This is a genomic window from Streptomyces stelliscabiei, from assembly GCF_014873495.1.
Lineage (GTDB): Bacteria > Actinomycetota > Actinomycetes > Streptomycetales > Streptomycetaceae > Streptomyces > Streptomyces bottropensis.
Map to the genome: position 1 here is coordinate 10,021,966 of NZ_JADBGF010000001.1, position 24,800 is coordinate 10,046,765.

The window sequence follows — 24,800 nt, forward strand, 5'->3', positions numbered from 1 at the left end:
CGGGTGGAGGCGGAGGGCGACGTCTAGGCCGAAGGGTGTGGTCGGCAGACCGGCGGGGTGCGGCCCGCGCCCGCTCAACGCCCCCACGGAGTGCAACCGGACCGTCCATCCGCCAACTCGAAGCAGGCCCGCGCGTCAGACGGCCGCTCGATGCCGAGCATCAGGGTGTAGATGGCACGGTTCGGTACGGCGACCTGCCCCGACTGGTGCTGCTCGTCGGTGGTCTCGACCCATACCCGGTCCCCGCGCCGCGGTTCGGTGATGCGGCCCCATGACGCCTGGCACTTCAGGCTGACGCGCAGCTCCACGACCCGGCCGGCGGTCTCCCGCCGCGCACGCGTGTCCGCGTCCGTCCAGCAGTCCGTGTCCCTTTGTTCGGAGTTGCGGCCCGTGCAGTGCTCACCTCGGCACGCGCCTGTGCTCAGCCGGGGCGCCGCCTCCTCGCGCCCGCCGCCGTACGTCCATGCCCAGGCGGTCCAGGTCCCCGCGCCCAGCGCGGCGGCCAGAGCGGCTCCCGCCGCCGCGACCACCACGGTCCTGCGGCTCAGCTTCCCGTCCCTCGGGGCGAGCGCCGGCGTGTCGGCCCGGACGTCCGCCCTCGGCGGGGAGTCCACCGCGCTTTCGAGTCTGTTCTGCCCTCCTCCGGTCTCCCCTCCGGCCGCGGTGTCGCGTGCGTCCCGTCCGCTCCAGGCACGCTCGGCGAGCCGCCACAGTGCCAGCAGTCTCGCCGGATCCGCGCCGCTCAGCTTCGCGAGCGCCTCCACCGCGTCGCGGGGCGGCAGCGTCTTGCCGTTGAGGTAGCGCTCCCACGACGACTTGCTGTACGAGGTCCTGGCCGCCAGCGCGGCGAAGCTCAGTCCGGTGCCGTCCTTGGCCTCCCGCAGCCGCTCCGTGAGGTGGCGGACCTCGGGCGCGGTCGGCTCCGATATGCCGCGCGGCTGCGGCCGAGCGCCCTCAGCCACTGGGTTTCCTGAGTTCGCGCCAGGTCATCGGACCCACGATGCCGTCGTCGTCGAGTCCACGGGATCGCTGGAACCTTTGGACCGCGGCCTTGGTGTTGGGCCCGAACGACGCGTCGATCCCCTTGGGGTCGAAGCCGTGCTTCTTGACCAGACACTGCACCTCGGCGACCGCCTCGACGGTGGTTCCGACGCCGTACTCGTCGGTCAGGGTCGTGCTGTGCCCGGCGTACACAAAGCCGTCGCGCACCGTGAAGTAGCACGGGAACGTCCGCACGGAGTACGTGGAGGTCGGCACGCTCGTGCTCCTGCCCTGCTCGCGCGGCTCCGCCTCCGACTCCCAGGGCCGTGCGGCCAGCAGGGCCGCCGCCGCGAGCACCACCACGACGGCGGTCGCCGACGCCGTGACCAGCGGACTCCTGTGCAGGTGCCGGCCGGAGCCCTTCCGCTCGCTCGGGGATGCCGTCTCCGGCTGCGCGGGTTCCTGTGGCCGCTCCTCCTCCCGCGCGGACTCCTGCCCCGGCTGTTCGGGCTGCTCCGGCGGTGCGAGCTCCGCTTCGACAGCGGATGTGGCCACTTCCCACAGTGCCGTCAGGTTGATCCGATCACCGCCGCATACGTCCGCCATGGCCTCGACGGCGTGCCGGGGCGGCACCGCCTTCCCGTTGAGGTAACGCTCCCACGACGACTTGCTGTACGAGGTCCTGCTCGCCAATGCGGCCAGGCTCAGACCGCTGTGGTCCTTCAACTGTCTGAGCTGCACCACGAGTTGCCGGATCCGAGGATCCAACGACTCGGGCAGCGCCTTCCAACGCGACATGCCAACCCCCTTTCGCGCACTCCATTGTGTGCACCTTCAGCGTGTGGCCAAGCGTACGGAGATACGACCGTCCGGACGCACGTTCCCCACCTCTCTCGTCCATCGCGCCTTCACGCCACCCCCACGTCCCGCCGTCGTGTCGTCCCGCATGACGTCCCAGCAGGTCAGAGTGGTACGCATCCCGTGCTGTCCCAACCGGGCGGGTTCTGTGGCTGGTGGGGAGCCCGACCCTCCAGCATGGATCTCGTTCGACCGGACGGCACGGTTCACCCGGGGCCGTCCGCCGAGCACGACCGATATCCAGACCACACCTATTCCGGGGGTACCCCATGGCACTCAGCGCAGCCCGCAAACGCACCGCGATCATGCTCGCCTCCCTCACCCTGGTGGGCGGCACGGCCACCGGGGGTGTCGCCGTCGCAGCCGGAACCGCGGCGGCCGCGGTCTTCCCGTGCGACGTCAACATGAGTTCCAGCGGCCGGCTCTCCGCCGGTTACTACAACGGCAACACCGTCGTCCCCTCCTCCTCGCAGGTGACCGCCGCCGGCAAGGAAGCGCAGTGCATCCTGAAGTACCACGGCTACAACCCGGGGACGGTCGACGGCATCTTCGGCAGCAACTCCAAGGCAGCGGCGAAGAGGTTCCAGGAAATCTACAACGACGCCTGCAACGGCAGGCTGGACGAGGACGGTCTGGTCGGCGAGGAGACCTGGCCCCGCCTTCGCCGTCTCTCCTGCTGACCGTGGTGTAGGCACGCTGGGCTGTGGACCGCCTCCGGTAGGACCCTCGTACGGTCCGGCCTGGCTCAGGGCGAGTCTGCGACGGGGGAAGCTCAGAGGTGAGAGAGGTGTCTGGGCAGGCCGAGCCCCCCGGGGGCAGCGGAGCCGCCCACCACTGGTGGCTGCAGTGCGACGCCGGACTTTGAGATGCCGGCCTCCGGCTGGACGGCGGAGATCAGCCGGGGTGATAGGTGGGCGTCCGGAAGCGGTGGCCTCGGGCGGTCGGCTCCATGGGGCTCAGCCGGACGATAGCCCCCCTGGTCCGTCGGCCGCGCCGGCTTCTCCAGTTCGTCTGCCGGCGCACCGAGTTGCCGTCGGCTTCCCGTGGGGAGGCCGTGAGGGTGCTCGACCTCGATGGTGTCCGCTCGAACCCTCGGACGCGGGCCCGGCCGCTGGCTGGTGCGTCGGCCGCACCGACCAGTTGCCGCGTCGTGCTTCGGACTCGGGACGAACGGGGAATCGGCGGTCACTCTGGAGGCGCCCGGCGAGAGGTGTGTCCGGACTCGGATGCGCCCGTCTACGTCATCGGATCGCTTGGCGACAACGTCAACTCGAGACCTACGGGGCCTGGAAGTACGCGCGCTCCTCCAAGTAGCCTCGGCCCGCAGCCGATCCGGTAGCACGGCTGCGTCCCGCTGTCGGCCGCCGCACACCTCTTGGCGTGCCTGAGGAAGAAGGCTCACCCACCATGGTCCATACAGCCTCGCCGCTCACCGGCCTCGGCCGACGCCGTCCGTCACAAGGCGCCCTCTCCGTGGCACATCTGAGTGACTTTCGCATCCGGCGCACACTCGTGTCGGGGAGGGGGTGAGGTGCGCAGGCCCGTCGATGGTGAGGTACATGTTCACTACAGCCAGATCTATGTCGAAAGCGACCCGGACGGGGTCGGCCCCGGCCTGGCGGAGGCGTTCGCCGGGCAGAGCAGCGGACTGTGCGGGGCGGCGATTCCCGGCGCGCTGTGGCTGACGACGGGGTTGCACACCGGCAGCGTCGGATTCACCGTCGAAGTCCACGACGAGGCCCCGCCGTTGGACCCGAAATGGGAGGACGTCGTGGAGGTGTCCTTCCGCCCGCTGTCCGCCACCAGCGTGCTCATGCAATGGGCAGGCGAGGACTCCTGGGCGCTCGACCTGGACAGGATCGACTACCGGGTGCGCTACTGCGCCACCGGCATGGACGCGGCACGCAAGCGGGACACCCGAATGGACGACGATCCCCAACTCGACAGATACCTGCTGCAGTTCTGGCCCGCGTCGCCTCGGCCCGACCAGGTACTCAAGCAGACCTCGCACAACGCCGCCTACTGGCACGACTATGCCCGACAGCAGCCGCCCCCTCCCACCTCCGCCGAACGCGCCGCAGCCGAAGACCAAGCCCGCCTCGCCGAGCAACAAGCAGAACGAGAAAGCCAGCTCGCTCACGAGCGGTGGGAATGGGGCGGACAACTGCCCAGTCAGGCCCTGCGCACCGTCGGCGGCAACGTCCGAGGCCTGCTCGCTTTCGACCCCGCACTCCTGCACGCCATCGACGCCGCCGGTCCCGCCACCCAGCGCGCGGTGGCCCTGTGCGCGGCCCGACGGGCCTGCGAGAGGGCCGGTCTGACCGGCCTGGACTGGATCGCCGACGCACTCACGGCCCTGGCCGCCGGCCGTCCGCTGCCGCCGCCCTTGGACGACCGGGACCACATGTGGCGGGTGCTGGATGTGGACCAGAGTGTCCCGAACAGGACCGTCGCTCGGGCCGTCCCGCCTCGACGGTCGCCCTACCGTACGTCCGGCCCTTCAAGGGACCATGTGCTTCTGCGGAAGCCCTCACCGGCGTCACCGCCGGTGGTGGGCCCCGCGGCTGCTGTGGTGAATCCGCCGAGCCCGTCCGCACCGCAGCCCGACGACAGCCCGGCGCACACCATGACCATCGTCTTCGGCGCACCCGACCCGTCCCTGCGGATGTCGCAGCCGCACATGGCCCTGCCCGCACTGGTCGATGCCGCAGCAGCCGACCCGCTCCAGGCCGCCCTGGACGCGGTATACGCGGGCGTGGTCACCTACGGCGAGGACTACCCGGCGTTCCTCGAAGAGATCTGGTCCGCGCTGCGCGCCGGCCTCGGCCTCTAGCCTGCGCTATCACCTGCCGCATCGTCCGGATCTTTCGCTACTGAAATCCTCCGTACGGTCCGACGGTTGGCTGCAGGACCGCTACGACGCGCGCGCAAAGGCCTGCTTACCGGAGGGCAGGCACGGCGTTCAGCCAAGTCCCCGGCCCCCGGTGGACGGCGACGGCCGCCTCCTGTACTGCGACCACGGCGGACGCGAGGTGACCCCGGCCACATCGCATGCTCAAGAAGAACGCCCCGGACTGGTACGAGGGCGTCCATGAACACCGGACCAGTCCGCACCCCGCGACACGCAGCTAAAACTCTGCAACCGTTGCGCACCCTCGATGGTCAAACGATCGGATGTGAACAACCGGTATCCCATCCCTTCATCCAACTCCTGGAGACTCTGTGCCTCTTCGCACCAGCCGTCGTACGATCCCCGGCACCGCCCGTCGTACGAGCAGCCGCACGGTCGCGGGCAGCGCGGCCGTCGCCGCCGCGCTGCTGGCCGCTCCGCTCGTCGTCGCCGCCCCGGCTGCAGCAGTCCCGAAGGCACCGATCGCCGACTTCAACGGCGACGGTTTCGCCGACCTCGCGACCGCGGCGCCCGAGGCCACCGTGTCTGGTGTCGAGTTCGCCGGCTATGTCGCCGTCGTCCACGGCTCCGCGGCCGGCGCCGACACCGCGCACCCGCTGATCGTCTCGCAGGCCCTGTCGTGGGTGCCCGGTGAGCCCTCGCCCTATCGCTTCGGCATGTCCACGGCCGCACGCGACCTCGACGGTGACGGCTACACCGACCTCGTGGTCGGCGCCTACCGGGGTGCCGCCGTGCTGTGGGGCTCCCCGAGCGGCCTGACCTCGGCCACGGCGCTCAGCGGCACCGTCAGCAAACTGGCCGGCGGCGACTTCAACGGCGACGGCAAGGACGATCTCGCCCTCGGCAATGACGGCGTCCTCCAGGTCCGCCTGGGACCGTTCACCCGTGACGGCGCCCCGGCGGGCACCAACGTCTTTCCGGTGAACGAGAAGAAGGAGACCTGGGACGTCATCGCCGGTGACATGAACGGTGACGGAAAGGACGACCTCGTCACCACCCACGGCTTCGAGGAGCGGTCGTACGGAACGCTCTGGTGGCCGGGCACCGCGACCGGCATCGACACCGAGCACTCCAGGTCCACCGGGTCCGCCTCCGTCGGCGGTGTTGTCGCCGACGTGAACATGGACGGCTACGGCGACTATGTCGGACGGCAGGTCGACGCCGTCTCCGAGATGCGGATGTACGAGGCGGGCAACGTCCGGGTCGTCTACGGCGGCCCGGACGGACCGAGCACGCGGGTCACGCGCATCACGCAGAACACGGCCGGCGTGCCCGGCGTCTCCGAGGACGGCCACCGGAACGACGACGACAGCGACTACGGTGACCAGTTCGGCGCCTCACTGGCCGCCGGTGACGTGACGGGCGACGGCTACCCGGACATCGCGGTCGGCGTCCCCGGCGAGGACATCGGCTCCGTACGCGACGCCGGTTCGGTCGTCCTGCTGAAGGGCGGTGCCTCCGGGCTCACCGGCACCGGAGCGCAGGCCTTCGACCAGTCCGACTCCGGAGTGCCTGGGGCCTCCGAGGCCGGTGACGAGTTCGGCGGCAACGTCGCCCTGCTCGACGTGAACGCCAACGACCGCGCCGACCTCGCCGTCGCCGCACCCAAGGAGGACGGCACGTACAAGAACTCCGGAGCGGTGTGGCTGTTCCGCGGCTCCAGGGCCGGGCTGACCACGACCAACATCACGTCGTTCGGGCCCTCGGTCCTGGGGGCGCCGGAGAAGGGGGCGCTCTTCGGCCGCGAGTTCGCCAAGTAGGTTCACCACGTGCCGTGCGCCCGGGTCCCCGTCCCGATGGCCCGGGCCCACGGCCCTTCGGGGCAGGAGTCCAGCCCGCGCACTGGCACCCGCACGGGTTTCGCCGCTCAGCAGCGTCCGGTCCGGGGTCTGTCGTACGAGCGGTGCAACAAGGGAGTGTGGCCATGACTACCTCCCGCACCGCCCGCAGCCCCACCCCCACCACCGGTCGGTCGTACGTGTCACGGTGCGTCTGAAGTATCTGCCACCTCCTGAGCGTGCGGTCAGGCGGCGTAGGAGGCGAGCAGTTCGTTGTACTGCTTGGCGGCGGTGTTCAGGTCCTGGTCGGAAAGGCCGAAGGCGGTGCCGTACAGCTTGACCATCGGCTGGATGTCGAACTGGCACAGCCGCAGGGTGGCGTGCCAGTTGCTGAGGAGGGTCTCGACGGTGGCTTGGTTCGGGCCTTCGGGGGTGTAGTGGTCGGCGGGGACGCCGGTGGTGACGGCGACGACGGCCTTCTTGCCGGCCAGCTGTGAGACGGAGCCGTCCATGGTGAAGGCCCAGCCGAGGGTGAAGACCTTGTCCTGCCACTGCTTGAACAGCGGGGTGGTGTTGTACCAGAACACCGGGTGCTGGAAGACGATCACGTCGTGCTCGGCCAGCAGTGCCTGCTCGGCGTCGGCGTCGATCTGGAAGTCGGGGTAGGTGGCGTAGAGGTCGTGCACGGTGACATGGGCCAGGTCGCGGACGGCGTTCACCAGGGCCTTGTTGGCCTTGGACCGGGACAGGTCGGGGTGACCTACGACAAGAAGGACCTTGGACATGATGAGAAAACCTTTCGGTGATCAGTGATCAGTGAAGCGGGTGCGACGGATGAGGGTTGGTCGGGTGCGACGGGTCAGCAGGTCGCCAGGGCGTCGGATCACCGATCGACGGTGGCCATGTTCGCCTCGTCGTGGCGCTCGCCCGCGGCCGGTGTGAGGTTGTTCAGTCGGTCGAGCTGAGCGGCGCTGAGTTCGATGCCGTCGGCGGCGGTGTTCTCCTCGACGCGCGCGACTCGCCGGGTGCCGGGGATGGGCGCGATGTCGTCGCCGCGGGTCAGCAGCCAGGCCAGTGCGGTCTGGGCCGGGGTGGCGCCGATCTCGGCGCCGATGGCCTGTACTTCGTCGACGATGCGCAGGTTGCGCTGGAAGTTCTCGCCGGTGAAGCGCGGGTTGGTCTTGCGCCAGTCGTCCTCGGTGAAGTCGTCGACGGTGCGGATCTGCCCGGTCAGGAGGCCGTGGCCGAGCGGCGAGTAGGGCACGAATCCTATGCCCAACTCCCGCAGCAGCGGCAGGATTTCCGTCTCGACGTCACGGGTCCACAGGGAGTATTCGGTCTGCAGCGCGGCTATCGGGTGCACCGCGTGGGCGCGGCGGATCGTGGCGGGGCCGGCCTCGGAGAGTCCGATGTGGCGCACCTTGCCCTCGGCGACCAGTTCGGCCAGCGCGCCGATGGTCTCCTCGATGGGGGTGTTCGGGTCGACGCGGTGCTGGTAGTAGAGGTCGATGCGGTCGGTGCCGAGCCGCAGGAGCGAGCCTTCGACCGCGGTCTTCACGTTGTGGGCGCTGCTGTCGATGACGCCGGGGCCGTCGCCGGCATGGGAGACGAGACCGAACTTCGTCGCCACGACGACGTCGTCGCGGCGCCCCTTGATGGCCTTGCCGACGATTTCCTCGCTGTGGAAGGGGCCGTAGATCTCGGCGGTGTCGATGTGGGTGACTCCGAGGTCCAGCGCACGGTGGATGGTGCGGATCGATTCGGCGTCATCGAGGCCCCCGCCCGAGGTGTAGGTGCCGGCCATGGTCATGGCTCCCAGCCCGATGCGGGAGACATCGAGTCCGCCCAGTGATACGTGCTTCATCAGGTACTCCTTGTCGTGACGGCCGTCAGGCCGGTCGGTGGTCGTGCGTGGTGGGGAGCGCCGCCGGCCGGCGGAGCCGTGCTGGGGTGATCCGCGCGCTGTCGGCGCGGGCGCCGTTGCCCGGGTAGCGGGACAGAGCCGTCGATGCACCCGGCGGCTGCCGGTCTCGGCCGGGGCATGGTGCTCAGGCGTGAGCGCCGTCGTAGGTCGGGCTTGCGAGGAGGGTGGGGTCCGGCGATGGTGTGGCCGGGGCCAGGCGGCGGGGGATCGGCGGGCTGAACCGGCTGCGCCGCGTCAGTGCTCGTGGGTCGCCGGCTCCAGAACGAGGACCGGGATCTCACGGGTGGTGTTCTCCTGGTACGTGGCGTAGTCGGGGAACGCCTCGACGGCTCGGGCCCACCACAGGGCCCTCTCGTCCCCGGTCACCTCGCGTGCCACCATGTCCCGGCGCACCGGGCCGTCCTGCAGCTCCACCCGGGGGTCGGCCACCGCGTTGCGGTACCAGACAGGGTGGGTGGGGGCTCCTGCCATGGAGGCGATGGCGGCGTGGGAGCCGTCGTGCTCCACCCGCATGACCGGCGTCTTGCGGATCTTGCCGCTTCTCGCGCCCAGGGTGGTCAGGATGACGACGGGCAGGTCCCGGAGCCTCTCGTCTTCTTCACGCGTGACCAGGACACTCAGCGTGGTTCCCTGCGTACCGCCCGAGCTTTCGTACAGCGCGACCTGGTCACGTACGAACTGCGCCTTGCTCGGCTCGTAGTCGCCTTTGAGGGGCATGTTGTCCCTCTCAGGCGTGGGCGTCGTCGTAGGCCAGGCTGTCGCCCAGTTCGCGGGAGGCTTCGGCCTGGGCGAGGAGTTCCTTCGCCTTGGCCTCTGCGGCCTCGATGGCGTCCGAGCCGGCGACGAATCGCAGCAAGGGCCTCTCCTGGTCGGCGATGGTGAGGAGGGCGCGGGCGAGCTTGGCGGGGTCGCCGGGCTGCCGGCCGTTCATGTTCTTCATGCCCTCGATCCGCGGGGCGGTGCGCGGGGCGTAGTCGTCGATGGACAGCTCGGGCCAGGTGGTGGAGCCGTCCACGAGAAGTTCGGTGCGGAAGTAGCCGGGCTCCACGATCGTGGTGTGGATGTTGTACGGCTCGACGTCGTGGCGCAGGGACTCCATCCAGCCCTCTTCCGCGAACTTGGAGGCGGCGTACGCGGAGGTGAACTCCATGCCGACCAGGCCGGCGGTCGAGGTGATGGTGATGATGTGGCCCGCGCGCTGCTTGCGCAGGACGGGCAGGACGGCGCGGGTGACGTTCATCGGGCCGAAGAGGTTGGTCTCGAACTGCCGGCGCATCTGCCCGGGCGAGATCTCCTCGAAGTAGCCGGTGAAGAGGTTCCCGGCGTTGTTGATGAGGACGTCGATGCGGCCGAAGCGGTCGACTGCTGCCTGCGCGGCGGCCTCGGCGTCCTCCAGGATGGTGACGTCGAGCCTGGTGACCAGCAGGTTGTCCTGAGGCCCGCCCAGGGTCTTCTCGACCTCCTCGGGGCGGCGGCCGGTGGCGACGACCTGGTGGCCTGCGGCGAGGGCCTCGCGGGCGATGTCCGTGCCCAGACCGCGTCCGGCACCGGTGACGAGAATGACCTTGCTCATAGGGGGTTCCTTTCAGGCGCCGTGATCCGGCGCCCGCTGTGTGCGGGGTGAAGCATGGAGCGCCGACAGAGCCGACAGCGCTACAGAGGAGGCCCGGACCGGCGGCACAAGCGCCGGCCGTCCGGACGGTTCACACGCCGTGGGCGGTGCACCAGCAACAGAACCGCTTGTCACGGGAGTGTGGGAGTCCCTCTTGAAGGGGGCACTGACAGGGACCCCCAACCCGGCCGGAGCACTCGTAGAGTGAAACGCATGGCAGGCAGAAACGACCCAAAAGGCACCGATCGGGATATTCGCGATGATTTCCGTGCGGAGATCCGGGAATTCCTGGGCACCCGACGGGCCCGGATCACCCCCGAGCAGGCCGGGCTGCCCCTGTACGGCGGAGAACGCCGACGGGTCACCGGGCTGCGCCGCGAGGAAGTCGCTCTCCTCGCGGGCATCTCCAGCGAGTACTACACCCGGATGGAGCGCGGCAACGCCACCGGCGTCTCCGAGAGCGTCATCGAGGGCATCGCGCAAGCACTGCAGCTCGACGAGGCCGAACGCATCCACCTGCTCGACCTCCTGCGCGGCGCCGCCACGACCCGCCCGCCACGCCGCCGCCCCACTCAGCAGCGTGTACGGCCCGCGGTGCAGCGCGTCCTGGACTCAATGGCCGGCACCCCCGCGTTCATCCTCAGCGGACGCGGGGACATCCTGGCCGCCAACCACCTCGGACGCGCCCTCTTCTCCCCCGTCTACGCCGTCCCCGTACGGCCGCCGAACAACGCCCGGTTCGTCTTCCTCAGCCCGCACGCGACCGAGTTCTTCCGCCACTGGGACGAAGTCGCCAATGACACGGTCGCCATGCTGCGCGCCGAGGCCGGCCGCGACCTCTACGACCGACGGCTGACGGACCTGATCGGGGAGCTGTCCACCCGCAGCGAGGAATTCCGTCGCCGCTGGGCGGCCCACAACGTCCGCATGCACACCACCGGCGTGAAGCTCCTCCACCACCCGGTCGTCGGCGACCTCGACCTCCCCTTCGAAACCTTCCCGCTCCCCGACGGCCCCAGCCAGTTCCTCCTCACCTACACCGCCGAGCCCCACTCACCCTCCCAGGACGCCCTGAACGTGCTGGCCAGCTGGGCCGCGACCAACGACGAGTCCGCGCCGGCCGACGATTTCCAGCCCGCCGACACGGGCGACACCCCCGACTGACCGACGAGCCAGGCCAGTCGATCTGCGGAAACCCGTGCCGAGAAGCGGCAGCAGACGCCCGGGGCTGCCCCATTCGGCCTTCCCCTGGCCCGTCCAGGGGAAGGCCGGGCGCTGATCTCCTCGTAGAGCCCCTTCCTGCACAGCGCTGGTCTGAGCCTGCGGGAGTCGTGTCCCTGAGTGCGGGAGGACATCGGACCCTGGGAACTGGCATTAGTGTCAGTGGTCTTGTAGCGGGAGGCGAGGGAGCCGGCCGGTCCCGTCAGTCGGCAGCGGCCTCGGACCGCGCCGGACATGGGGGCCATGTGAGCACTGCGTTTGACGCGAGCCGCATCCCACCGTCCGACAGGGCCGAGGTCATTCGCGACATGATCTGGGGCCGAGTCGTCCGTGTGGACATCCAGCGTCATCCGCAGCAGGAACGGATCTCGGCGGTCGGCATGATCAGCGATGTCGGGGCTTTGAACAACTGCTCGGTGAGGTCCAACGCGACCGTCATCCGACGTACCTCGTCGTTGGTACGCGACGACCTCGAACCCAGCCTGTTCCTCGGACTTCAGGTTTCGGGGTCGAGCGTGGTGGTGCAAGGCGGCAGGGAAGCGGTGCTGCGCCCGGGCGACCTCGCGGTCTACGACACCACCGAGCCGTACACCCTGGTCAACGAAAGCGGCATCCACCAGCACTACTTCCGCATCCCCCGCCGGGAACTGGCCTTGCCCACGGCAGTACTCAGCAGGATCACCGCGGTACGACTGAGCCGGGACCACCCCGTCACCGATCTCGCGTCGACGTACTTCGCGCGGCTGGCGGACACCCGGCAGAGAATGAGCCCCTTGCACACCGCAGCCGTGGAACAACCGAGTGTCGAACTGCTGCGAGCGGTGCTCGCCACCCGTCTCGGCGACTCTCGACTCGCTCAAGAACCCCTCGAATCCACCTTGCATTACCGGATCAGGGAGTACATACGCGCCCATCTCGCCGAGCACGACCTGAGCGCGGCCCAGATCGCCCGCGCGCATCACATATCAGTGCGGCACCTCTACGCGATCCTGGCCCGCTCGGGGATCACTCTCGGCGACTGGCTCCGCGCCAACCGCCTCGCCCAGTGCCGCAAGGAGCTCGCTCGTCCCGGGAACAGAACGGTGACCATCGAAGTCGTCGCACACCGCTGGGGCTTCAGCAGCGCCAGCCACTTCAGCCGGGTATTCAGGGCCGCCTACGGTATGTCACCGCGAGAGCGGCGTCAGTGTTCCGGGCCGGCGCGCCGTCGGCCCGGAACACTGACGCATCGGAACAGCTCCCGCGCCTTGTGCGGCCGAGAAGGGCACCTTCGCCCCCGCATCGCCAACCCTTCAGCACGTACCGCCTGCGCCACTCAGCCTGCGCCACTCACTCGGGGTCATACCGTAGGCGGCCCGGAACCTCCGGGAGAAGTGGCCCGGGCTTGCGAACCCCCATCTCCGGGCCACTGCCGCGATGGTCGGATGGCCCAGGTGCGGAGAGGCCAGCATGTTCCGTGCGCCCTCCAGCCGTTCGGAGATGATCCACTGCTCCAGGCTGAGTCCCGCGCGTTGAAACGTCTCGTACAGGTGGCGTACCGATATCGCGTGCTCGTTGGCGATCAGTTCAGCATCGAGGTTGCGGTCGGTGAGATGGCGGCGTGCGTACGCGAGCATCCGGGTCAACAGCGTGTCGTCCATGATCTCCCGGGCAAGCGCCCCGGTCTCCTGCGAGGCCGACACCACCAGCGCACGTATCAACTCGATCGTGGCATTCGCCAGGGCCGGGGCTCCGGGGTCGGCGGCGAGCCGGTCCGGAGCTCGCCACAGCGCGCGCACATGCTGCAGAACCACATCGTGCAACGGGCTTGCCCTTAGAGGTCGTCTCATTTGGGCTGTTCGATAGTATGCCGTCGTGGGGATCGTTGAGCGTCTGGTGCCGGATGAGTTGTGGGAGCTGTTCGAGCGGGTCGTGCCGCCTGCTCCGTCGCGGCCGCAGGGCGGTGGCCGACGACGGTACGGGGACCGCGAGGTGCTGGCGGCGATCGTCTTTGTGGCCACGTCAGGCTGCACGTGGCGGCAGCTGCCCCCGTCGTTCGGGCCATCGGGTCCGACGGCCCACCGGCGGTTCACCGAATGGAGCAAGGCCCGGGTGTGGGCCAAGCTCCACCGCCTGGTCCTGGACGAACTCGGTTCCCGCGGTGAACTGGACTGGTCCCGGTGCGCGATCGACTCGGTGAACATGCGAGCCCTGAAAGGGGGGACCTGACAGGTCCGAATCCTGTCGACAGGGGCAAGAAGGGCTCGAAGATCCACTTGATCACCGAGCGAACCGGTCTGCCCCTCTCGGTCGGTATCTCCGGTGCGAACCTCCACGACAGCCAGGCACTCGAACCACTGGTCCGTGGTATCCCGCCGATCCGCTCCCGCCGCGGACCCCGCCGACGCCGCCCCGCCAAGTTGCACGCGGACAAGGGCTACGACTACGACCACCTGCGGCGATGGCTCCGCAAGCGAGGCATCCGCCACCGCATCGCCCGCAAGGGCATCGAGTCGTCCACACGCCTGGGCCGACACCGCTGGACCATCGAACGCACGATGGCCTGGCTCGCCGGCTGTCGCCGACTTCATCGCCGCTATGAGCGCAAAGCCGAACACTTCATGGCCTTCACCAGCATCGCTTGCACCCTCATCTGCTACCGCAGGCTCACCAAATGAGACAACGTCTTAGCCGGAAAGTGGTGTTCCGCAGGATCTCCATCGGCAGCCCGAGCCGGTCGAAATCGATCAGTATGGCCTGGGCAGCTCCCTTTCCCGTCCAGCCGAATTCGCGCGGCGTCATCTCGTTGAACAGATAGACATCGTCCGGGCCGACGAGTCCGTGCTTACCGTCGATCTCGGCACGGCCGACCCCTCGGTTCTGCAGCGCGACGGCAACGATCGGCCGACTCTCCTGTCGTACATGCCGGGCTGTACGGGTCAGCTTGAAGCCGGTGTTGTGCGACGTGAACAGGTCGAGCGCACCGATCCGCCACAGGTCCATCCGCGCCTGGATCCCGGTCCCCGGTTCCTCGTGAACGATGCGGTTCGGAACGGAGGCATGGGTCAGTGCGTGATGGAACGCCTCCGCGCGGTCGGCACGAGGCACGGTAGCGGTGTCCAGTAGCAGCATGCCGACCACCATCCGTGAGAAACGCGTTGTCGGTCATCGGTACCAGCGTCCCTGGGGGGTTCCACATGCCGACACAGGTCGACAACCGGTCCTTGTGCACGGTCAGGACAGTCCTGTGCACGAGGAGTCACTACCGCAGACCCGTCCGGCCCTAACTTGAGCCCTGACCAATTCATCGGGGGTGACCTTGATAGGGCACATCGTCAGAGGCTGCCGCGACGCCGAGCGGAGCCGTGACTGTCCTCGTGAACGCCTCCAGCCGGTCCCCGGTGATCCAGCGACTCCCGCCGACGCGCCTACCTGGTCGTGGCGGGGCCGGAAAAAGAGGATGAGAAGATCAATGCCAGCGGCCGTACCCCGGCAGTCTTCGTGCACGGCCTGTGGCTGCTGCCGAGTAGCTGGGACAGGTGGGCCGCCGTCTTCGACGAGTCCGGCTTCGCGCCCCTGACTCCCGGCTGGCCCGACGACCCCGAAACCGTCGCCGAAGCCCATGCCCACCCTGAGGTGTTCGCGGGAAAGAGTGTGGGTCAGGTCGCCGACCACTTCGCCGAGTTGATCGGCAGGCTGGATCGCAAGCCCGTCGTGGTCGGCCACTCCTTCGGCGGCCTCATCGCCCAGATGATCGCGGGCCGGGGTCTCTCGGCAGCGTCCGTGGCGATTGACCCGGCGCCCTTCCGCGGCGTACTTCCCCTGCCGGTCTCCGCTCTGCGCGCCGCGCGGCCCGTGCTCGGCAATCCCGCCAACTTCCACCGGGCCGTCCCCCTCACCTACGACCAGTTCAGGTACGCCTTCGCCAACGCGGTCAGCGAAGAGGAGGCCAAGGAACTGTACGAGACCTTCGCGGTCCCGGCCCCCGGAGAGCCGCTGTTCCAGGCCGCCGTCGCGAACATCAATCCCTGGACGGAGGTGAAGTTGGACACACTGCACGCCGAGCGTGGCCCGCTGCTGATCATCTCGGGAGAGAAGGACAACACCGTTCCCTGGGCCATCGCCCATGCCTCGTACAAGAAGCAGACACGCAACGAGGCCGCCGTCACCGAGATCAAGGAACTGCCCGGCCGTGGCCACGCGTTGACGATCGACAGCGGCTGGCGCGAGGTCGCCGACACCGCTTTGGCCTTCGTGAAGCGCTTCGCCTCCTGATCGGGGACGTTCCTCGCGGCATGCGCCCGGATCCGGAGCGGAGCCCTCGGCTCTCGTGGGTGTCCACCACCTGCCGCGTCCCGAACTCCGCCGCTCCCACCGGGCGGCCAGGATGCCGACGGCCGGCAGTATCACCCCGCCGCCGAAGTCCGTGACGTAGTTCAGCGGCGGCAGGGGAGGGGCGTCCGCTGGACTGAGCCGGCGCAGCGCAACCCGAGCGGTACCGGCAGACGCGCGATGAACACGGCGCGCGTGAGCACCGCTTGATGCAGTTCAGCGCAAGCGGGTCGGCTGGTCCCGGTCAGGCTGCCGGGGCGGTCAGGACGGCCTTGGCAGCCAGCCGGAGATTCCCGATCATCGGATTCGGGTCGCCTTTGCGGCTGACCAGGACGACCTGGCTGGGGGGAGCGTCCTCGATCGGGACGGTGACGAGGTCGGGACGCAGTGAGCTGCGTCGGTCGCCGACCGGTAGTACGGCGACCGCCCTGCCACTCGCCACGAGTTCGAGCTTGTCCTCGTAGCTCTCGATCGGCGGCACGCCGGTCCCGAGGATGCGGTAGGAAGTCCAGTCAGCGGTCTCGAAGGCGCACGGCGCCGCCTCTTCGCCGGCCAGCTCTTGCGCGGTCACCGATATGCGGTCGGCCAGGGGATGGCCGCGCGGTACCGCGAGCATGCGGGGTTCCTCGTACAGCGGGGTGGTGAGCAGGTCGTCGGCAGCGAGCGGCAGCGGGGCTCGTGCGATCAGGGCGTCGACGTGCTTGTCGGGCAGTGCCCCGACGTCGCGGCAGCTCAGGTACCGGGTGGTGATCTCGGCGTCCGGATGACGGCGGCGCAATTCCTGTACGGCGGCAGTGATCACCAGGTCTTCGACGTAGCCGATGGCGATTCGTTCGGTCTCGGCTTGTTCACGCACGGCCAGCTCGGCCTGGCGGGCGGCCTGCAGCAGGGCGTGGGCGTGGGGGAGGAAGCTCTGGCCGGCCGGCGTGAGCCGGGTCCCCTGGGGGGTGCGGTTCAGCAGCAGTACGCCGAGATGCTTCTCGAGCCGCTGGATCTGGCGGCTCAGCGCCGGCTGGGCCACGTGCAAGTCGGCGGCGGCCCGGCCGAAGTGCTGGTGCGCCGCCACCACGGTGAAGTAGCGCACCAGCCGCAGTTCCAGGTCCTGTCCGAGATCGTTCACCCTTCCAGCGTACGGGTCATGCTGTTTCGGAATGATCAGGTTGCCGAACCGGTCTTGGACGGCCGTGTCGTCCTGGGCCTTGACTGAAGGAGCAAAGATTCCCAAGGAAAGCGACAGGCGCGATGAAGGCGATCCAGTTCCACGCGGCGGGCGGGCCGGAAGTTCTGCAGTACGACGAGGTGCCGGTTCCCGAGATCGGCCCGGGCGAGGTGCTCGTCCGGGTGCACGCGGCGGGCATCAACCCGCCGGACTGGTACCTGCGTGAGGGGATGAAGGTCATGCCGGCCGAGATGGGGCCGGTGATGGAGTTCCCCTTGATCCCCGGCACGGACATGTCGGGCGTGGTCCAGGCGGTCGCTCCGGACGTGGCGGGGTTCGCCGTCGGTGACGAGGTCTTCGGCATGCTGCGGTTCCCCGGCTTCGACGGCCGGACGTACGCCGAGTACGTAGCCGCACCGGCTTCGGACCTGGCTCACAAGCCTGCCGGTCTCGATCACGTACAGGCGGCTGGGGCGCCGATGGCCGTGCTGACGGCCTGGCAGTACCTGGTTGAGCTCGGCCATGACGTGCCGTCTCCTTTCACCGGCCGGGTGCACCAGCCGGTGCCGATCACGCCAGGGATGACCGTGCTGGTCAACGGGGCCGCCGGTGGAGTGGGCCACTTCGCGGTGCAGCTGGCGAAATGGAAGGGGGCACACGTCATAGCGGTGGCCTCGGGTCGGCACGAGCAGTTCCTGCGCACACTCGGCGTCGATGAGTTCATCGACTACACCACGACGCGGGCCGCGGACGTGGTCAGCGGTGTGGACCTGGTGATCGACGCCGTCGGTGGCCCGGACAGCGCACGCTTTCTGGCTGTGCTCAAGCGCGGCGGCACCATGCTTCCGGTGTTCTTCGCCGAGTACGACCCGGAGAGGACGGCGAGTCTGGGCGTCACCGTCTCGAACATTCAGGTGCGTTCCCACGGTCCCCAGCTCGCCGAGATCGGGCGCCTGTTCGGCGAGGGCAAGCTCCAGGTCGGGGTGGACAGCACCTACCCGCTGTCCCAAGCGGGCAGCGCACACACGCGAGCCGCGCAGGGCCACCTCCAAGGCAAGATCGTACTGACGGTGGTCTCGTGATCGCCGAACTCCAGCAGGCCATGGCGAAGGACGCCCACGCCCTGGACGATCTGAAGGTGCCCGAGCCGGAAGCGGTTCTGACCGAAGACACCGTATGGACTGATGGCCACCTACTGCGCCCAGCGCGCGAGCGCCGGCCTGATCATCACCGAGGGCACCCAGCCGTCGGCCGGCGGCCAGGGCTGCACGACCCCCGGCCTGCACTCCGCGGCGCAGGTCGACGCCTGGCGGAAGGCAACCGACGCCGTCCACGCCCGGTGCCTGCACGGCCGACTTCCCCTGACCAGGCCCACCCGGGCGCGCTGACGGCAGGGCCTCAGGCCTCCTGGAGCGCCGTGGCGGTCTGGCCACGAGAGGCAGGTCCAGCAAAGTGTCACCTGCTGACCACTGGGTGACTGCTGTCCGCCCGGCGATGCACCGGAGTCCAGGGAATGCTTGGTGAGCGTCACGGCGAGCGATCGCCGCCGACACGCCGTGCGCAAAATCCGAACCGCACCGGAAGGAATCTGACGCCGCGTCCGCGCCGAAGGCTCCGACTGCACCGGGAGTGCGCTCCTGGTGGGGGATCCGGTACGCCACCGCCGAGCGGTACCGCCGCCCGGTGGTCGCGGACTTCGATCCGGACCGCCCCTATGACCGTAAGGGCCTCGTCTCTGTCCAGCCCGACAGCGGCGACCGGCTCGAAGCGGACAGCGGGACGGGCGAGGATGTCTGAACCTGAACGTGTGGGCTCCCGAACTGTCGACCGGGAAGGCGCTTCCGGTGGCCGTGTACAGGCGGTCGATGTCGTAGGCGAGGCGGGACACGGCGGTCCCTGCTCGTCACCGCCACCCGCTACGCGCTGATCGACCACGCCCCTAACCGGTTCGCCCTGGTCCTGTTCGCCGTCTTCCTGCCGCTGTGGACGTCTCTGACGTATCTGGCGATGCCCGACACACCCTCGCCGGTGCGGCTGCGGGCCACCGGGCAGTGGCTGACGCCTCCGGGCAACGAGCTGACCGCGATCAGCGGGGCGCTCAACGCCGTCACCCTGATCGCCGGATTCATGATGTTCGCGGCGGCCTTCGAGCGGAGCGCTTTCGACCGGCGCCTGGCCGCGGCCGGCTACCCCTGGCCGCACCTCGTCCTCGCCAAGGTGGCCGCCCTCGCCCTGTCCGCCGCAGCTGTCTCGGCCTATGCCACCGCGGTCACGTTCCTGACCCTGTCGCCCAGCCGGCTCCTGGCGCTCTTCGCCGCGCTGTTCTGCCCTGCTACAGCCGTTGGAACGGGGCGGGCGACGCCCTCCAGCGGTCAGGAGAGGTGCATCCGGTGTCATCAGCGGGCGGGCGCGGTGCCGGTCGGACGGGCGTCAGAACGCCCGTCCGATTCCTGATGGACCTGTTTTCAGGCGGAGGCGCCCGTGACCGTGGTGCCGGACCTGGTCAGCGTGTACGTCAAGATCGCCCCGCTCCAGAAGTGGAAGGTGAGGGTCACGGGGGCGTCGTCGGTGACCTCGCCGAAGAACGCGGTCGGCAAGGTGATCGTGTCCGCGGCGTAGTCCACCGTGAAGGCCACGTTGAACTGCTTGTACGTCGTCCAGGACTGCGGACCGGCGGGGCTGCCGTCGGCGTAGACGGCTTCCATGGTCGCCAGCTTGTCCCCGTTGAACGCGGTGGGGATCACGAGCGAGGTCGTCGTACCCGTCGCGCTCGTCAGGGCCGGCTTGTCGTAGGTGATGACGTTGACGGCCCAGGGGATTCCCGCCGTGAACCGGAGGGACAGGACGGCGTTCGTGCCGTGTTCCTGCGACGCGGTCAGCCGGCCGAGCGTCGCCGCCGCGATCGTCAGGGTGCTGCCCCTGACGGTGTAGTCCACGCCCCGGAGCAGCGGACGGGTGCCGACATCGATCCTCGTCAGCCTGGTGCCGTTGAGGTTCAGCGTGATCGTCGCGTCCGTCGGGGCCTTTCCCTTGGGCACGAAGAGCTGATCGGTGGACGCGGTGCCGGAGCGCCGGGTCCAGCTGGAACGTATCTGCGCATAGAGGCTCGGGTCGTTCCATTGCAGGGTGCGGCGGTTGAAGCGGCTGCCGTTGTCCCACAGCATCGTGGTCAGGCCGCGGTGGCGCGCGTAGTAGCCGAGATACTCAAGGTACTTGAGCGTCTCACCCTGTTCGACCGTGCCGGGGCCGGAGTCCCAGCCGAGCAGCCCGTACTCGCCGACGACGACCGGGATCCCCTTGGCGACGAAGGACCTGTGCAGCAGGTCGAACGTGTCGGTCAGGTCCTTCTGAGTGGCCGCGTTGAAGGTCGTGTAGCCGGCGAGGTTCACGCTGAAGGGCCAGAAGCTGTAGTAGTGGATCGAGGCCACGAGGTTCGGGTCGTCGAGCGCGGCGAAGGTGGCGAGCAGGGTGTCGATCTTCGGCTGATCCGGGGTGTCCCCCAGGGTCGGCATGACCAGCAGCCGGTCGGCGTTGCGTCCGCCGGCCGCGCGCACGACGGAGTGGAAGGTCGTGTTGAGTTCGTTCATCAGAACGGCGTTCTGCTCGTCCCCGGAACTGCCGTTGAAGAAGGGCTCGTTGATGCTTTCGAAAAGCAGCCGGCGCGGCTCGTCCCGGAAGGCGGCGGCGATCTGCTTCCAGGTGGCCGTGTACTGGGCCAGGACCGCGTCATGCCGGGTCGGCATGTTCGGCACCCACTGCCACGCGTCGCCGTGCATGTTGATCAGAACGTAGAAACCATCGGCCAGGGCCCAGTCGACCACCTGCTTGAGCCTGGCCAGGAACACCGGGTCGAGGGTGTAGGTCGGAGCCGGGCCCTCGTGCTGGCCCCAGGTGACCGGGATCCGGATGCTTTTGAAGCCCTGCGCCTTCAGCCTGCGGAAGAACGCCCGGGTCACCCGCGGGTTTCCCCACGCCGTCTCGTCGGCGCCGATCGCCTCGAAGGTGTTGCCCAGATTCCAACCGGGCTGCATCTTCGCGACGACGTCCAGCGCGGACGCCGACGCGGCGGAACCAGCGGACCGGGCAGCGGCCTGGGCGGCCGTCGAGGTGGAGAACGCCGCGACGGCGAGGGCCGCGGAGGTCGTCATGACCTGGCGGCGAGTGAAACCGGCTGAACTCGGCATAGAACTCTCCATTGAGTCGAAGGCCTGCCCCTGCGTCGAAGACGCCATCGTCGAAGCGCTTCGAAACGTCGAGGGAGCCTAGCGCAACCTGGCGACGGAGAGAACGGGCTGATCCGCATCGAGCCCGCACCGAGTTTCGAAAAGTCGCGCGTCGAAGCGCTTCCTTCCATTCGGCGTCAGGGGTGGACCAAGGGAAGGTCGACCAGGCGTGCAGCACCGCCATGCAAGCTCCGGAGTCCGCGTCGGGCGGTGGCTTCCGAGCAGGTGCCAGGCCATCTCAGGGAGTTCTACGACCAGTTGGCCCCACACGGGCAGGAGCCCGTAGTCCTGGCCTTTGAGGCACGGCTATGGGCGATGCTCCCACCGGTCGGCGGATTGCTTCATTCATGAGCAGGTAGAGAAGGCCAACGAGGGTTTCACTGCTGACGATCTCGCGGCGGTCGATCATTGCGCGCACCTCGCTGAGCGGCATCCGCTCGATCCGGTCCGACTCGTTCTTCACGGTGGGCGGTCCAGTGAACTGAGACGTCTTCCTCGCGGAGTTGGGCCCGAAGGCCCTTGTGTCTGATGTCGTCGACCGCCCCTCGGCTGCCGGGAAGTCGGTCGGCATGGCAGAACTTCAAGCCGAGAACGGCAGGCCGCGTTCGGCTGGCTTGAACTTGGCGATCTTCTTGATCTCCGGTCCGGGCCGGGCGAACAGGCTCTGGTGCGTGGAAAGTTCAACGGAAGCGAGACGGGTCCGGCCGGCACGGCGGGAATGACGGACCGCTCGGCCCGGACCGGGTCGCGGTGAGCATCCGCCAAAGCCGCGCGGGTTGCGTGCGGAGGCCACCGTCGCGCCCGCCGGCCGGGAGAAGACGCTCGCCGTGGGAGTGGATGCGCCGCCGCTGAGCACCCGGGAGTGCCTGGACGATATATTTCGTAGCTCGATATATACTCGACGCATGACCAGACAGAACCCGCCCTTGACGGAACCGCAGTACTTCATCCTTGCTGCGCTCATGGACGGCCCGTTGCACGGTTACGGCATCATCAAGGCTGCCGAGCAGGCCACCGACGGGCGGCTCCGGATCGCTGTCGGTACCCTCTACGGCGCGCTGGAGCGGATGGAGCGGGCCGGGCTGGTGGCCGCCGGCCATGAGGAGATCGTGGACGGGCGGGCGCGGCGCTACTACCGGCTCACCGAGGACGGTGCCGAGGCGCTCGGCCGGGAGGCGCTGCGGATGCAGCAGGCGGCGGCCGTCGTCATCGGGCACTCGCGGGATGCCGGAGCAGCCCCGGCATGAATCGTCTGCTGCTTGCGGCCTATCCCGAGTCCTACCGTTCCCGGCAGGGAGAGGAGGTGCTGGCCTGCCTGGCCGAGGCGTATCCCGACCGCTCCTGGCCCCCGCCGCGGGAAGTTGCCGCCCTGGTGCGCGCCGGAGTGCAGGCCCGCGCCCGTGCCACCGTCGACGACCCGACTCGGCCCTGGTGGCTGGACGGCATCCACCAGGCCGCCCTGGCCCTCGCCGCGCTGGCGCTGGTTCCGTACCTGCAGGATGTGTGGCACTGGGCACTGCACATCGACCCCGGACAGCACGCCATCGCCTTCCATTTCTCCGGCTGGTACCCGTGGGCCGAAGGACCCACGCGGATACGGCTGTTGCCCTACGGGCTGCTCCCGCTGGGCTGTCTGATCGCTCTGCTGCGCGGCAGAGCATGGATCGCGCTGCCGGCCGCGGCAGCCATGATCTGGGCCGGCGCCACGTCCCACGGCCGCATTCTCTTCGGCGACGAGGGCAAGGCGGGCCTGGGCTATTACGGTCTCGGCACCCCGATAACGGCCCGTGACCTGGCGCTCTCGGGGGCACTGTGCGCCGCGTGCGCCGTGCTGGCGCTCTGCCGTCCCAGTCGTCTACGACGCCGCTCGTACCGCTGGCTGGCCCCCGTCGCGCTCGCCATGTTCGTGGCCGGGGGCCTGCACATCATCTCCGTCAGTCCGACCTTCCAACGCGGCCTGTTCGCCCTCGAAGTCGCCGCGCTGATCGCCGCGTGGGTGGCGACGGACGCCACCGGCGACCACCGGTGGCTGATCCCCGTCGCGGCGGTCGCGATCGTCCGCACGCAGGCGATCGTCGTCCGGCCGGACGCGTTCATGCAGTCCCTTCCGGAGCTGGTCGTCCTCATCCTGCTGACCGCACCCCTCCCTGCCCTGGCGTTCACCGCCCAGCGACGGCAGGGGCGGGCACTCGCCGAATAGGAGCGTCTCCCGGTGGGCCGACCGAGCCCGGCGGCTCACTTCGTGCCGCAGGACGCGCACGACCGAACTCCCCCCAACGGAAGAAACAGAGCGATGACTCAGCACGATTCCCCGTCCCTGCACGCGTACCGTCCGGGGACCTCAAGGCAGGCCCCCGACGACCCAGGCCCGTCGCTTACGACACGGCCGTGGATGCCGGCTCTGCTGTACACCCTGGGGTTCCTGACGGTCTACCTGCTCGCCATCTGCACCCCGTGGGGGCAACGAGCTGAGAACGCCCTGTTTCATCTCGGTAAGCAGGGCGGCGAAGAAGCATGGATCTACCCCCTGTCAGGATCGGCCTACGGCTCGACACCCCTGCCGCCGATGGAATTGACCGCCAAGCCCACCCTGATGGTGGGCCTGGCCGTCATCGTGGTCCTCACCCTGGTGCGGCGGTGCTGGCGGCAGGGGTGTGCGGCGCTCGGGATCGTCATTCTCACGACCGGAGGCAAGGAGGTGTTCAAATCGACCATGCCCCGCCCCGATCTGGTGGGTGCGCCCGAGAATCTCCTTGATCAGGGCTTTCCCAGCGGGCACACGGCCATCCCCGCCGCGCTGACCCTCGCCGCCGTCCTCGTGGTCTCCCCTCGCATCCGCCCCTACGTCGCCACGGCCGGTGTGCTGTGGCTGGCCTGCATCGCCGCCGCGACCGCGACCATGGGCGGCCACCGACCCAGCGAAGTGCTGGGAGCCACACTGTTGGCCTGTGCCTGTTACGGCCTCGCAACCTGGCTGCTGCCGCCAGCCGCCGCGCCAGGCGCCACGCTGAGCCCCCGTGCGCTGCCGGCCGTCAGCCTGACGCTGGCACTGGCCATCGCCCTCGTCTCCGGCGCACGGAGCGACACCCTCACAAGGTCACTGGTCTCCGCGACGACGGCCTTCATATGCGCGGCCCTGGTCTGGCACGCCGCAGTCGGGTGGCCCGCACACACCGCACGCCGCACACGCCCCGCACTGGGCTGACCACCCGGCGGGCTCCGGGCGGGAACCGGCGCGGCAGCCGGCGGACGCGATGCCGGCCCACATCGTCGCGGCCGACACCCTCTACCTCCTCTACTTCGTGGAGGAGGTGTCCACCCGGCTCGACTGTTGGCGGAAGCCCCGTGTGGTGCCGCCCGGTCGACGGCCCATCATGGAGATTGCGGGCATCGAACAGCGGCTCATCGGCTGGCAGTCGAGCCCGCGATCAGCAGATCGAGGACGCGCTTCATGTCTTCACCGCCGAGTACGAGGAACGGCAGGGGCACCCGCCGGGGGAACGGGGCGCTACGCGCTGGGCCTGCCAGTGCGCGGATCGGATCAGACGCGCCCGCCGAAGCGCACAGAGGTGTTATTGCTGACCGAGCTGCGCGAGTGATGGCGCACTTCAGCGGTCCGGGCCTACGGCGCCGACGTCATCGACCGGCTGGCGGAGCGGGCGCGAACGCCGGCTGCGGTGTGTGGGTCCAGGTGCGGCGGCCGGTGGTCGACATAGCGCTGGCCGCCGTCGACACCGTTGCTGTGGTGTACGTGATGCGCGGCGGCTGTCGGGGGCGGTCGCTTTTGCTGAAGCGGCAACGGGAGTCGCGCTTGGCGTGCCG

At 69.2% G+C, this 24,800-nt stretch carries 22 protein-coding genes and 3 pseudogenes; 14 read left to right on the plus strand and 11 right to left on the minus strand.

Annotated features, from left to right (window positions below; all coding sequences use genetic code 11):
• Positions 1-74 precede the first annotated feature (74 nt).
• Together H4687_RS43775 and H4687_RS43780 are read right to left on the minus strand one after the other, a co-directional pair.
• On the minus strand, positions 75-962 hold the full coding sequence (locus H4687_RS43775) for a helix-turn-helix domain-containing protein (RefSeq protein WP_050398571.1): 888 nt from the start codon (positions 960-962) through the stop codon (positions 75-77).
• Positions 955-1,779, minus strand: a complete 825-nt coding sequence (locus H4687_RS43780) for a helix-turn-helix domain-containing protein (protein ID WP_046913525.1) — start codon at positions 1,777-1,779, stop codon at positions 955-957. Before H4687_RS43780 ends, H4687_RS43775 begins: the two co-directional genes overlap by 8 nt.
• A 329-nt stretch (positions 1,780-2,108) precedes the next feature.
• Here H4687_RS43780 and H4687_RS43785 point away from each other — a divergent pair, with 329 nt between their 5' ends.
• From H4687_RS43785 to H4687_RS43795, 3 genes are all read left to right on the plus strand, one after another.
• Complete coding sequence (locus H4687_RS43785; RefSeq protein WP_046913524.1) at positions 2,109-2,519, plus strand: peptidoglycan-binding domain-containing protein; 411 nt, start codon at positions 2,109-2,111, stop codon at positions 2,517-2,519.
• A gap of 851 nt (positions 2,520-3,370) precedes the next feature.
• Positions 3,371-4,672: a hypothetical protein gene (locus tag H4687_RS43790; protein ID WP_046913523.1), complete on the plus strand. Its 1,302-nt coding sequence runs from the start codon at positions 3,371-3,373 to the stop codon at positions 4,670-4,672.
• Positions 4,673-5,061: 389 nt separating this feature from the next.
• The gene (locus H4687_RS43795) at positions 5,062-6,510 is read left to right on the plus strand and encodes an FG-GAP and VCBS repeat-containing protein (RefSeq protein ID WP_046913522.1); all 1,449 of its coding nucleotides are present in this window, start codon (positions 5,062-5,064) and stop codon (positions 6,508-6,510) included.
• A 263-nt stretch (positions 6,511-6,773) separates the two neighbouring features.
• Here H4687_RS43795 and H4687_RS43800 read toward each other — a convergent pair whose 3' ends face one another.
• The 4 genes from H4687_RS43800 to H4687_RS43815 all read right to left on the minus strand — a co-directional run bounded on the left by H4687_RS43800 (position 6,774) and on the right by H4687_RS43815 (position 10,025).
• The gene (locus tag H4687_RS43800) at positions 6,774-7,313 is read right to left on the minus strand and encodes an NAD(P)H-dependent oxidoreductase (RefSeq protein ID WP_046913521.1); all 540 of its coding nucleotides are present in this window, start codon (positions 7,311-7,313) and stop codon (positions 6,774-6,776) included.
• 98 nt (positions 7,314-7,411) lie between these two features.
• Positions 7,412-8,392, minus strand: coding sequence for an aldo/keto reductase (locus tag H4687_RS43805; protein ID WP_046913520.1), 981 nt, complete (start codon positions 8,390-8,392; stop codon positions 7,412-7,414).
• A gap of 294 nt (positions 8,393-8,686) precedes the next feature.
• On the minus strand, positions 8,687-9,169 hold the full coding sequence (locus tag H4687_RS43810; RefSeq protein WP_046913519.1) for a nitroreductase family deazaflavin-dependent oxidoreductase: 483 nt from the start codon (positions 9,167-9,169) through the stop codon (positions 8,687-8,689).
• A gap of 10 nt (positions 9,170-9,179) precedes the next feature.
• Positions 9,180-10,025: an SDR family oxidoreductase gene (locus H4687_RS43815; protein WP_046913518.1), complete on the minus strand. Its 846-nt coding sequence runs from the start codon at positions 10,023-10,025 to the stop codon at positions 9,180-9,182.
• A 252-nt stretch (positions 10,026-10,277) separates the two neighbouring features.
• On the opposite strand from H4687_RS43815, the gene H4687_RS43820 reads away from it, so the two are divergent.
• Positions 10,278-11,228, plus strand: coding sequence for a helix-turn-helix transcriptional regulator (locus tag H4687_RS43820; protein ID WP_046913517.1), 951 nt, complete (start codon positions 10,278-10,280; stop codon positions 11,226-11,228).
• Positions 11,229-11,530: 302 nt separating this feature from the next.
• Positions 11,531-12,484 (plus strand): annotated as a pseudogene (locus H4687_RS43825) (helix-turn-helix domain-containing protein); the annotation flags it as partial.
• 93 nt (positions 12,485-12,577) lie between these two features.
• Here the strand turns inward: H4687_RS43825 and H4687_RS43830 are convergent.
• On the minus strand, positions 12,578-13,078 hold the full coding sequence (locus tag H4687_RS43830; RefSeq protein ID WP_050398570.1) for a helix-turn-helix transcriptional regulator: 501 nt from the start codon (positions 13,076-13,078) through the stop codon (positions 12,578-12,580).
• Positions 13,079-13,145: 67 nt separating this feature from the next.
• On the opposite strand from H4687_RS43830, the gene H4687_RS43835 reads away from it, so the two are divergent.
• Positions 13,146-13,942, plus strand: a protein-coding gene (locus H4687_RS43835) for an IS5 family transposase (protein ID WP_233443437.1) whose coding sequence is annotated in 2 segments (ribosomal slippage) — positions 13,146-13,481 and positions 13,484-13,942 — 795 coding nt in all. Because the reading frame shifts where the segments join, the coding sequence is not laid out codon by codon here.
• Here the strand turns inward: H4687_RS43835 and H4687_RS43840 are convergent.
• On the minus strand, positions 13,932-14,396 hold the full coding sequence (locus tag H4687_RS43840; protein ID WP_159026080.1) for an AraC-like ligand-binding domain-containing protein: 465 nt from the start codon (positions 14,394-14,396) through the stop codon (positions 13,932-13,934). The two genes, H4687_RS43835 and H4687_RS43840, sit on opposite strands and share 11 nt — an antisense overlap.
• 369 nt (positions 14,397-14,765) lie before the next feature.
• Between H4687_RS43840 and H4687_RS43845 the strand changes: the two genes are divergently transcribed.
• Positions 14,766-15,539, plus strand: a complete 774-nt coding sequence (locus H4687_RS43845) for an alpha/beta hydrolase (RefSeq protein ID WP_233443310.1) — start codon at positions 14,766-14,768, stop codon at positions 15,537-15,539.
• Positions 15,540-15,840: 301 nt separating this feature from the next.
• Here the strand turns inward: H4687_RS43845 and H4687_RS43850 are convergent, their stop codons facing one another.
• A complete protein-coding gene (locus H4687_RS43850; RefSeq protein ID WP_046913532.1) occupies positions 15,841-16,716 on the minus strand; it encodes a LysR family transcriptional regulator in 876 nt (291 codons plus the stop codon).
• A gap of 122 nt (positions 16,717-16,838) precedes the next feature.
• Here H4687_RS43850 and H4687_RS43855 point away from each other — a divergent pair, with 122 nt between their 5' ends.
• The 4 genes and pseudogenes from H4687_RS43855 (at position 16,839) to H4687_RS43870 (ending at position 19,209) form a co-directional block, all read left to right on the plus strand.
• Positions 16,839-17,837, plus strand: coding sequence for an NADP-dependent oxidoreductase (locus H4687_RS43855; RefSeq protein ID WP_046913533.1), 999 nt, complete (start codon positions 16,839-16,841; stop codon positions 17,835-17,837).
• Positions 17,838-17,939: 102 nt separating this feature from the next.
• Positions 17,940-18,092: pseudogene (locus H4687_RS43860) on the plus strand (oxidoreductase); the annotation flags it as partial.
• 292 nt (positions 18,093-18,384) lie between these two features.
• Positions 18,385-18,552, plus strand: a complete 168-nt coding sequence (locus tag H4687_RS43865; protein WP_225967001.1) for a hypothetical protein — start codon at positions 18,385-18,387, stop codon at positions 18,550-18,552.
• A 210-nt stretch (positions 18,553-18,762) separates the two neighbouring features.
• Positions 18,763-19,209, plus strand: a complete 447-nt coding sequence (locus H4687_RS43870) for a hypothetical protein (RefSeq protein WP_050398116.1) — start codon at positions 18,763-18,765, stop codon at positions 19,207-19,209.
• 11 nt (positions 19,210-19,220) lie between these two features.
• Here H4687_RS43870 and H4687_RS43875 read toward each other — a convergent pair whose 3' ends face one another.
• Both H4687_RS43875 and H4687_RS48605 read right to left on the minus strand, forming a co-directional pair.
• On the minus strand, positions 19,221-20,939 hold the full coding sequence (locus tag H4687_RS43875; protein WP_046913535.1) for a cellulase family glycosylhydrolase: 1,719 nt from the start codon (positions 20,937-20,939) through the stop codon (positions 19,221-19,223).
• 370 nt (positions 20,940-21,309) lie between these two features.
• Positions 21,310-21,459 (minus strand): annotated as a pseudogene (locus H4687_RS48605) (NUDIX hydrolase); the annotation flags it as partial.
• 424 nt (positions 21,460-21,883) lie between these two features.
• Here H4687_RS48605 and H4687_RS43880 point away from each other — a divergent pair.
• The 3 genes from H4687_RS43880 to H4687_RS43890 all read left to right on the plus strand — a co-directional run bounded on the left by H4687_RS43880 (position 21,884) and on the right by H4687_RS43890 (position 24,183).
• Positions 21,884-22,225 (plus strand): PadR family transcriptional regulator, encoded by a 342-nt coding sequence (locus H4687_RS43880; protein ID WP_046913536.1) that lies wholly within the window; start codon positions 21,884-21,886, stop codon positions 22,223-22,225.
• Positions 22,222-23,178, plus strand: coding sequence for a hypothetical protein (locus H4687_RS43885; protein WP_046913537.1), 957 nt, complete (start codon positions 22,222-22,224; stop codon positions 23,176-23,178). Before H4687_RS43880 ends, H4687_RS43885 begins: the two co-directional genes overlap by 4 nt.
• Positions 23,179-23,271: 93 nt before the next feature.
• A complete protein-coding gene (locus H4687_RS43890; RefSeq protein ID WP_050398117.1) occupies positions 23,272-24,183 on the plus strand; it encodes a phosphatase PAP2 family protein in 912 nt (303 codons plus the stop codon).
• Positions 24,184-24,800 lie beyond the last annotated feature (617 nt).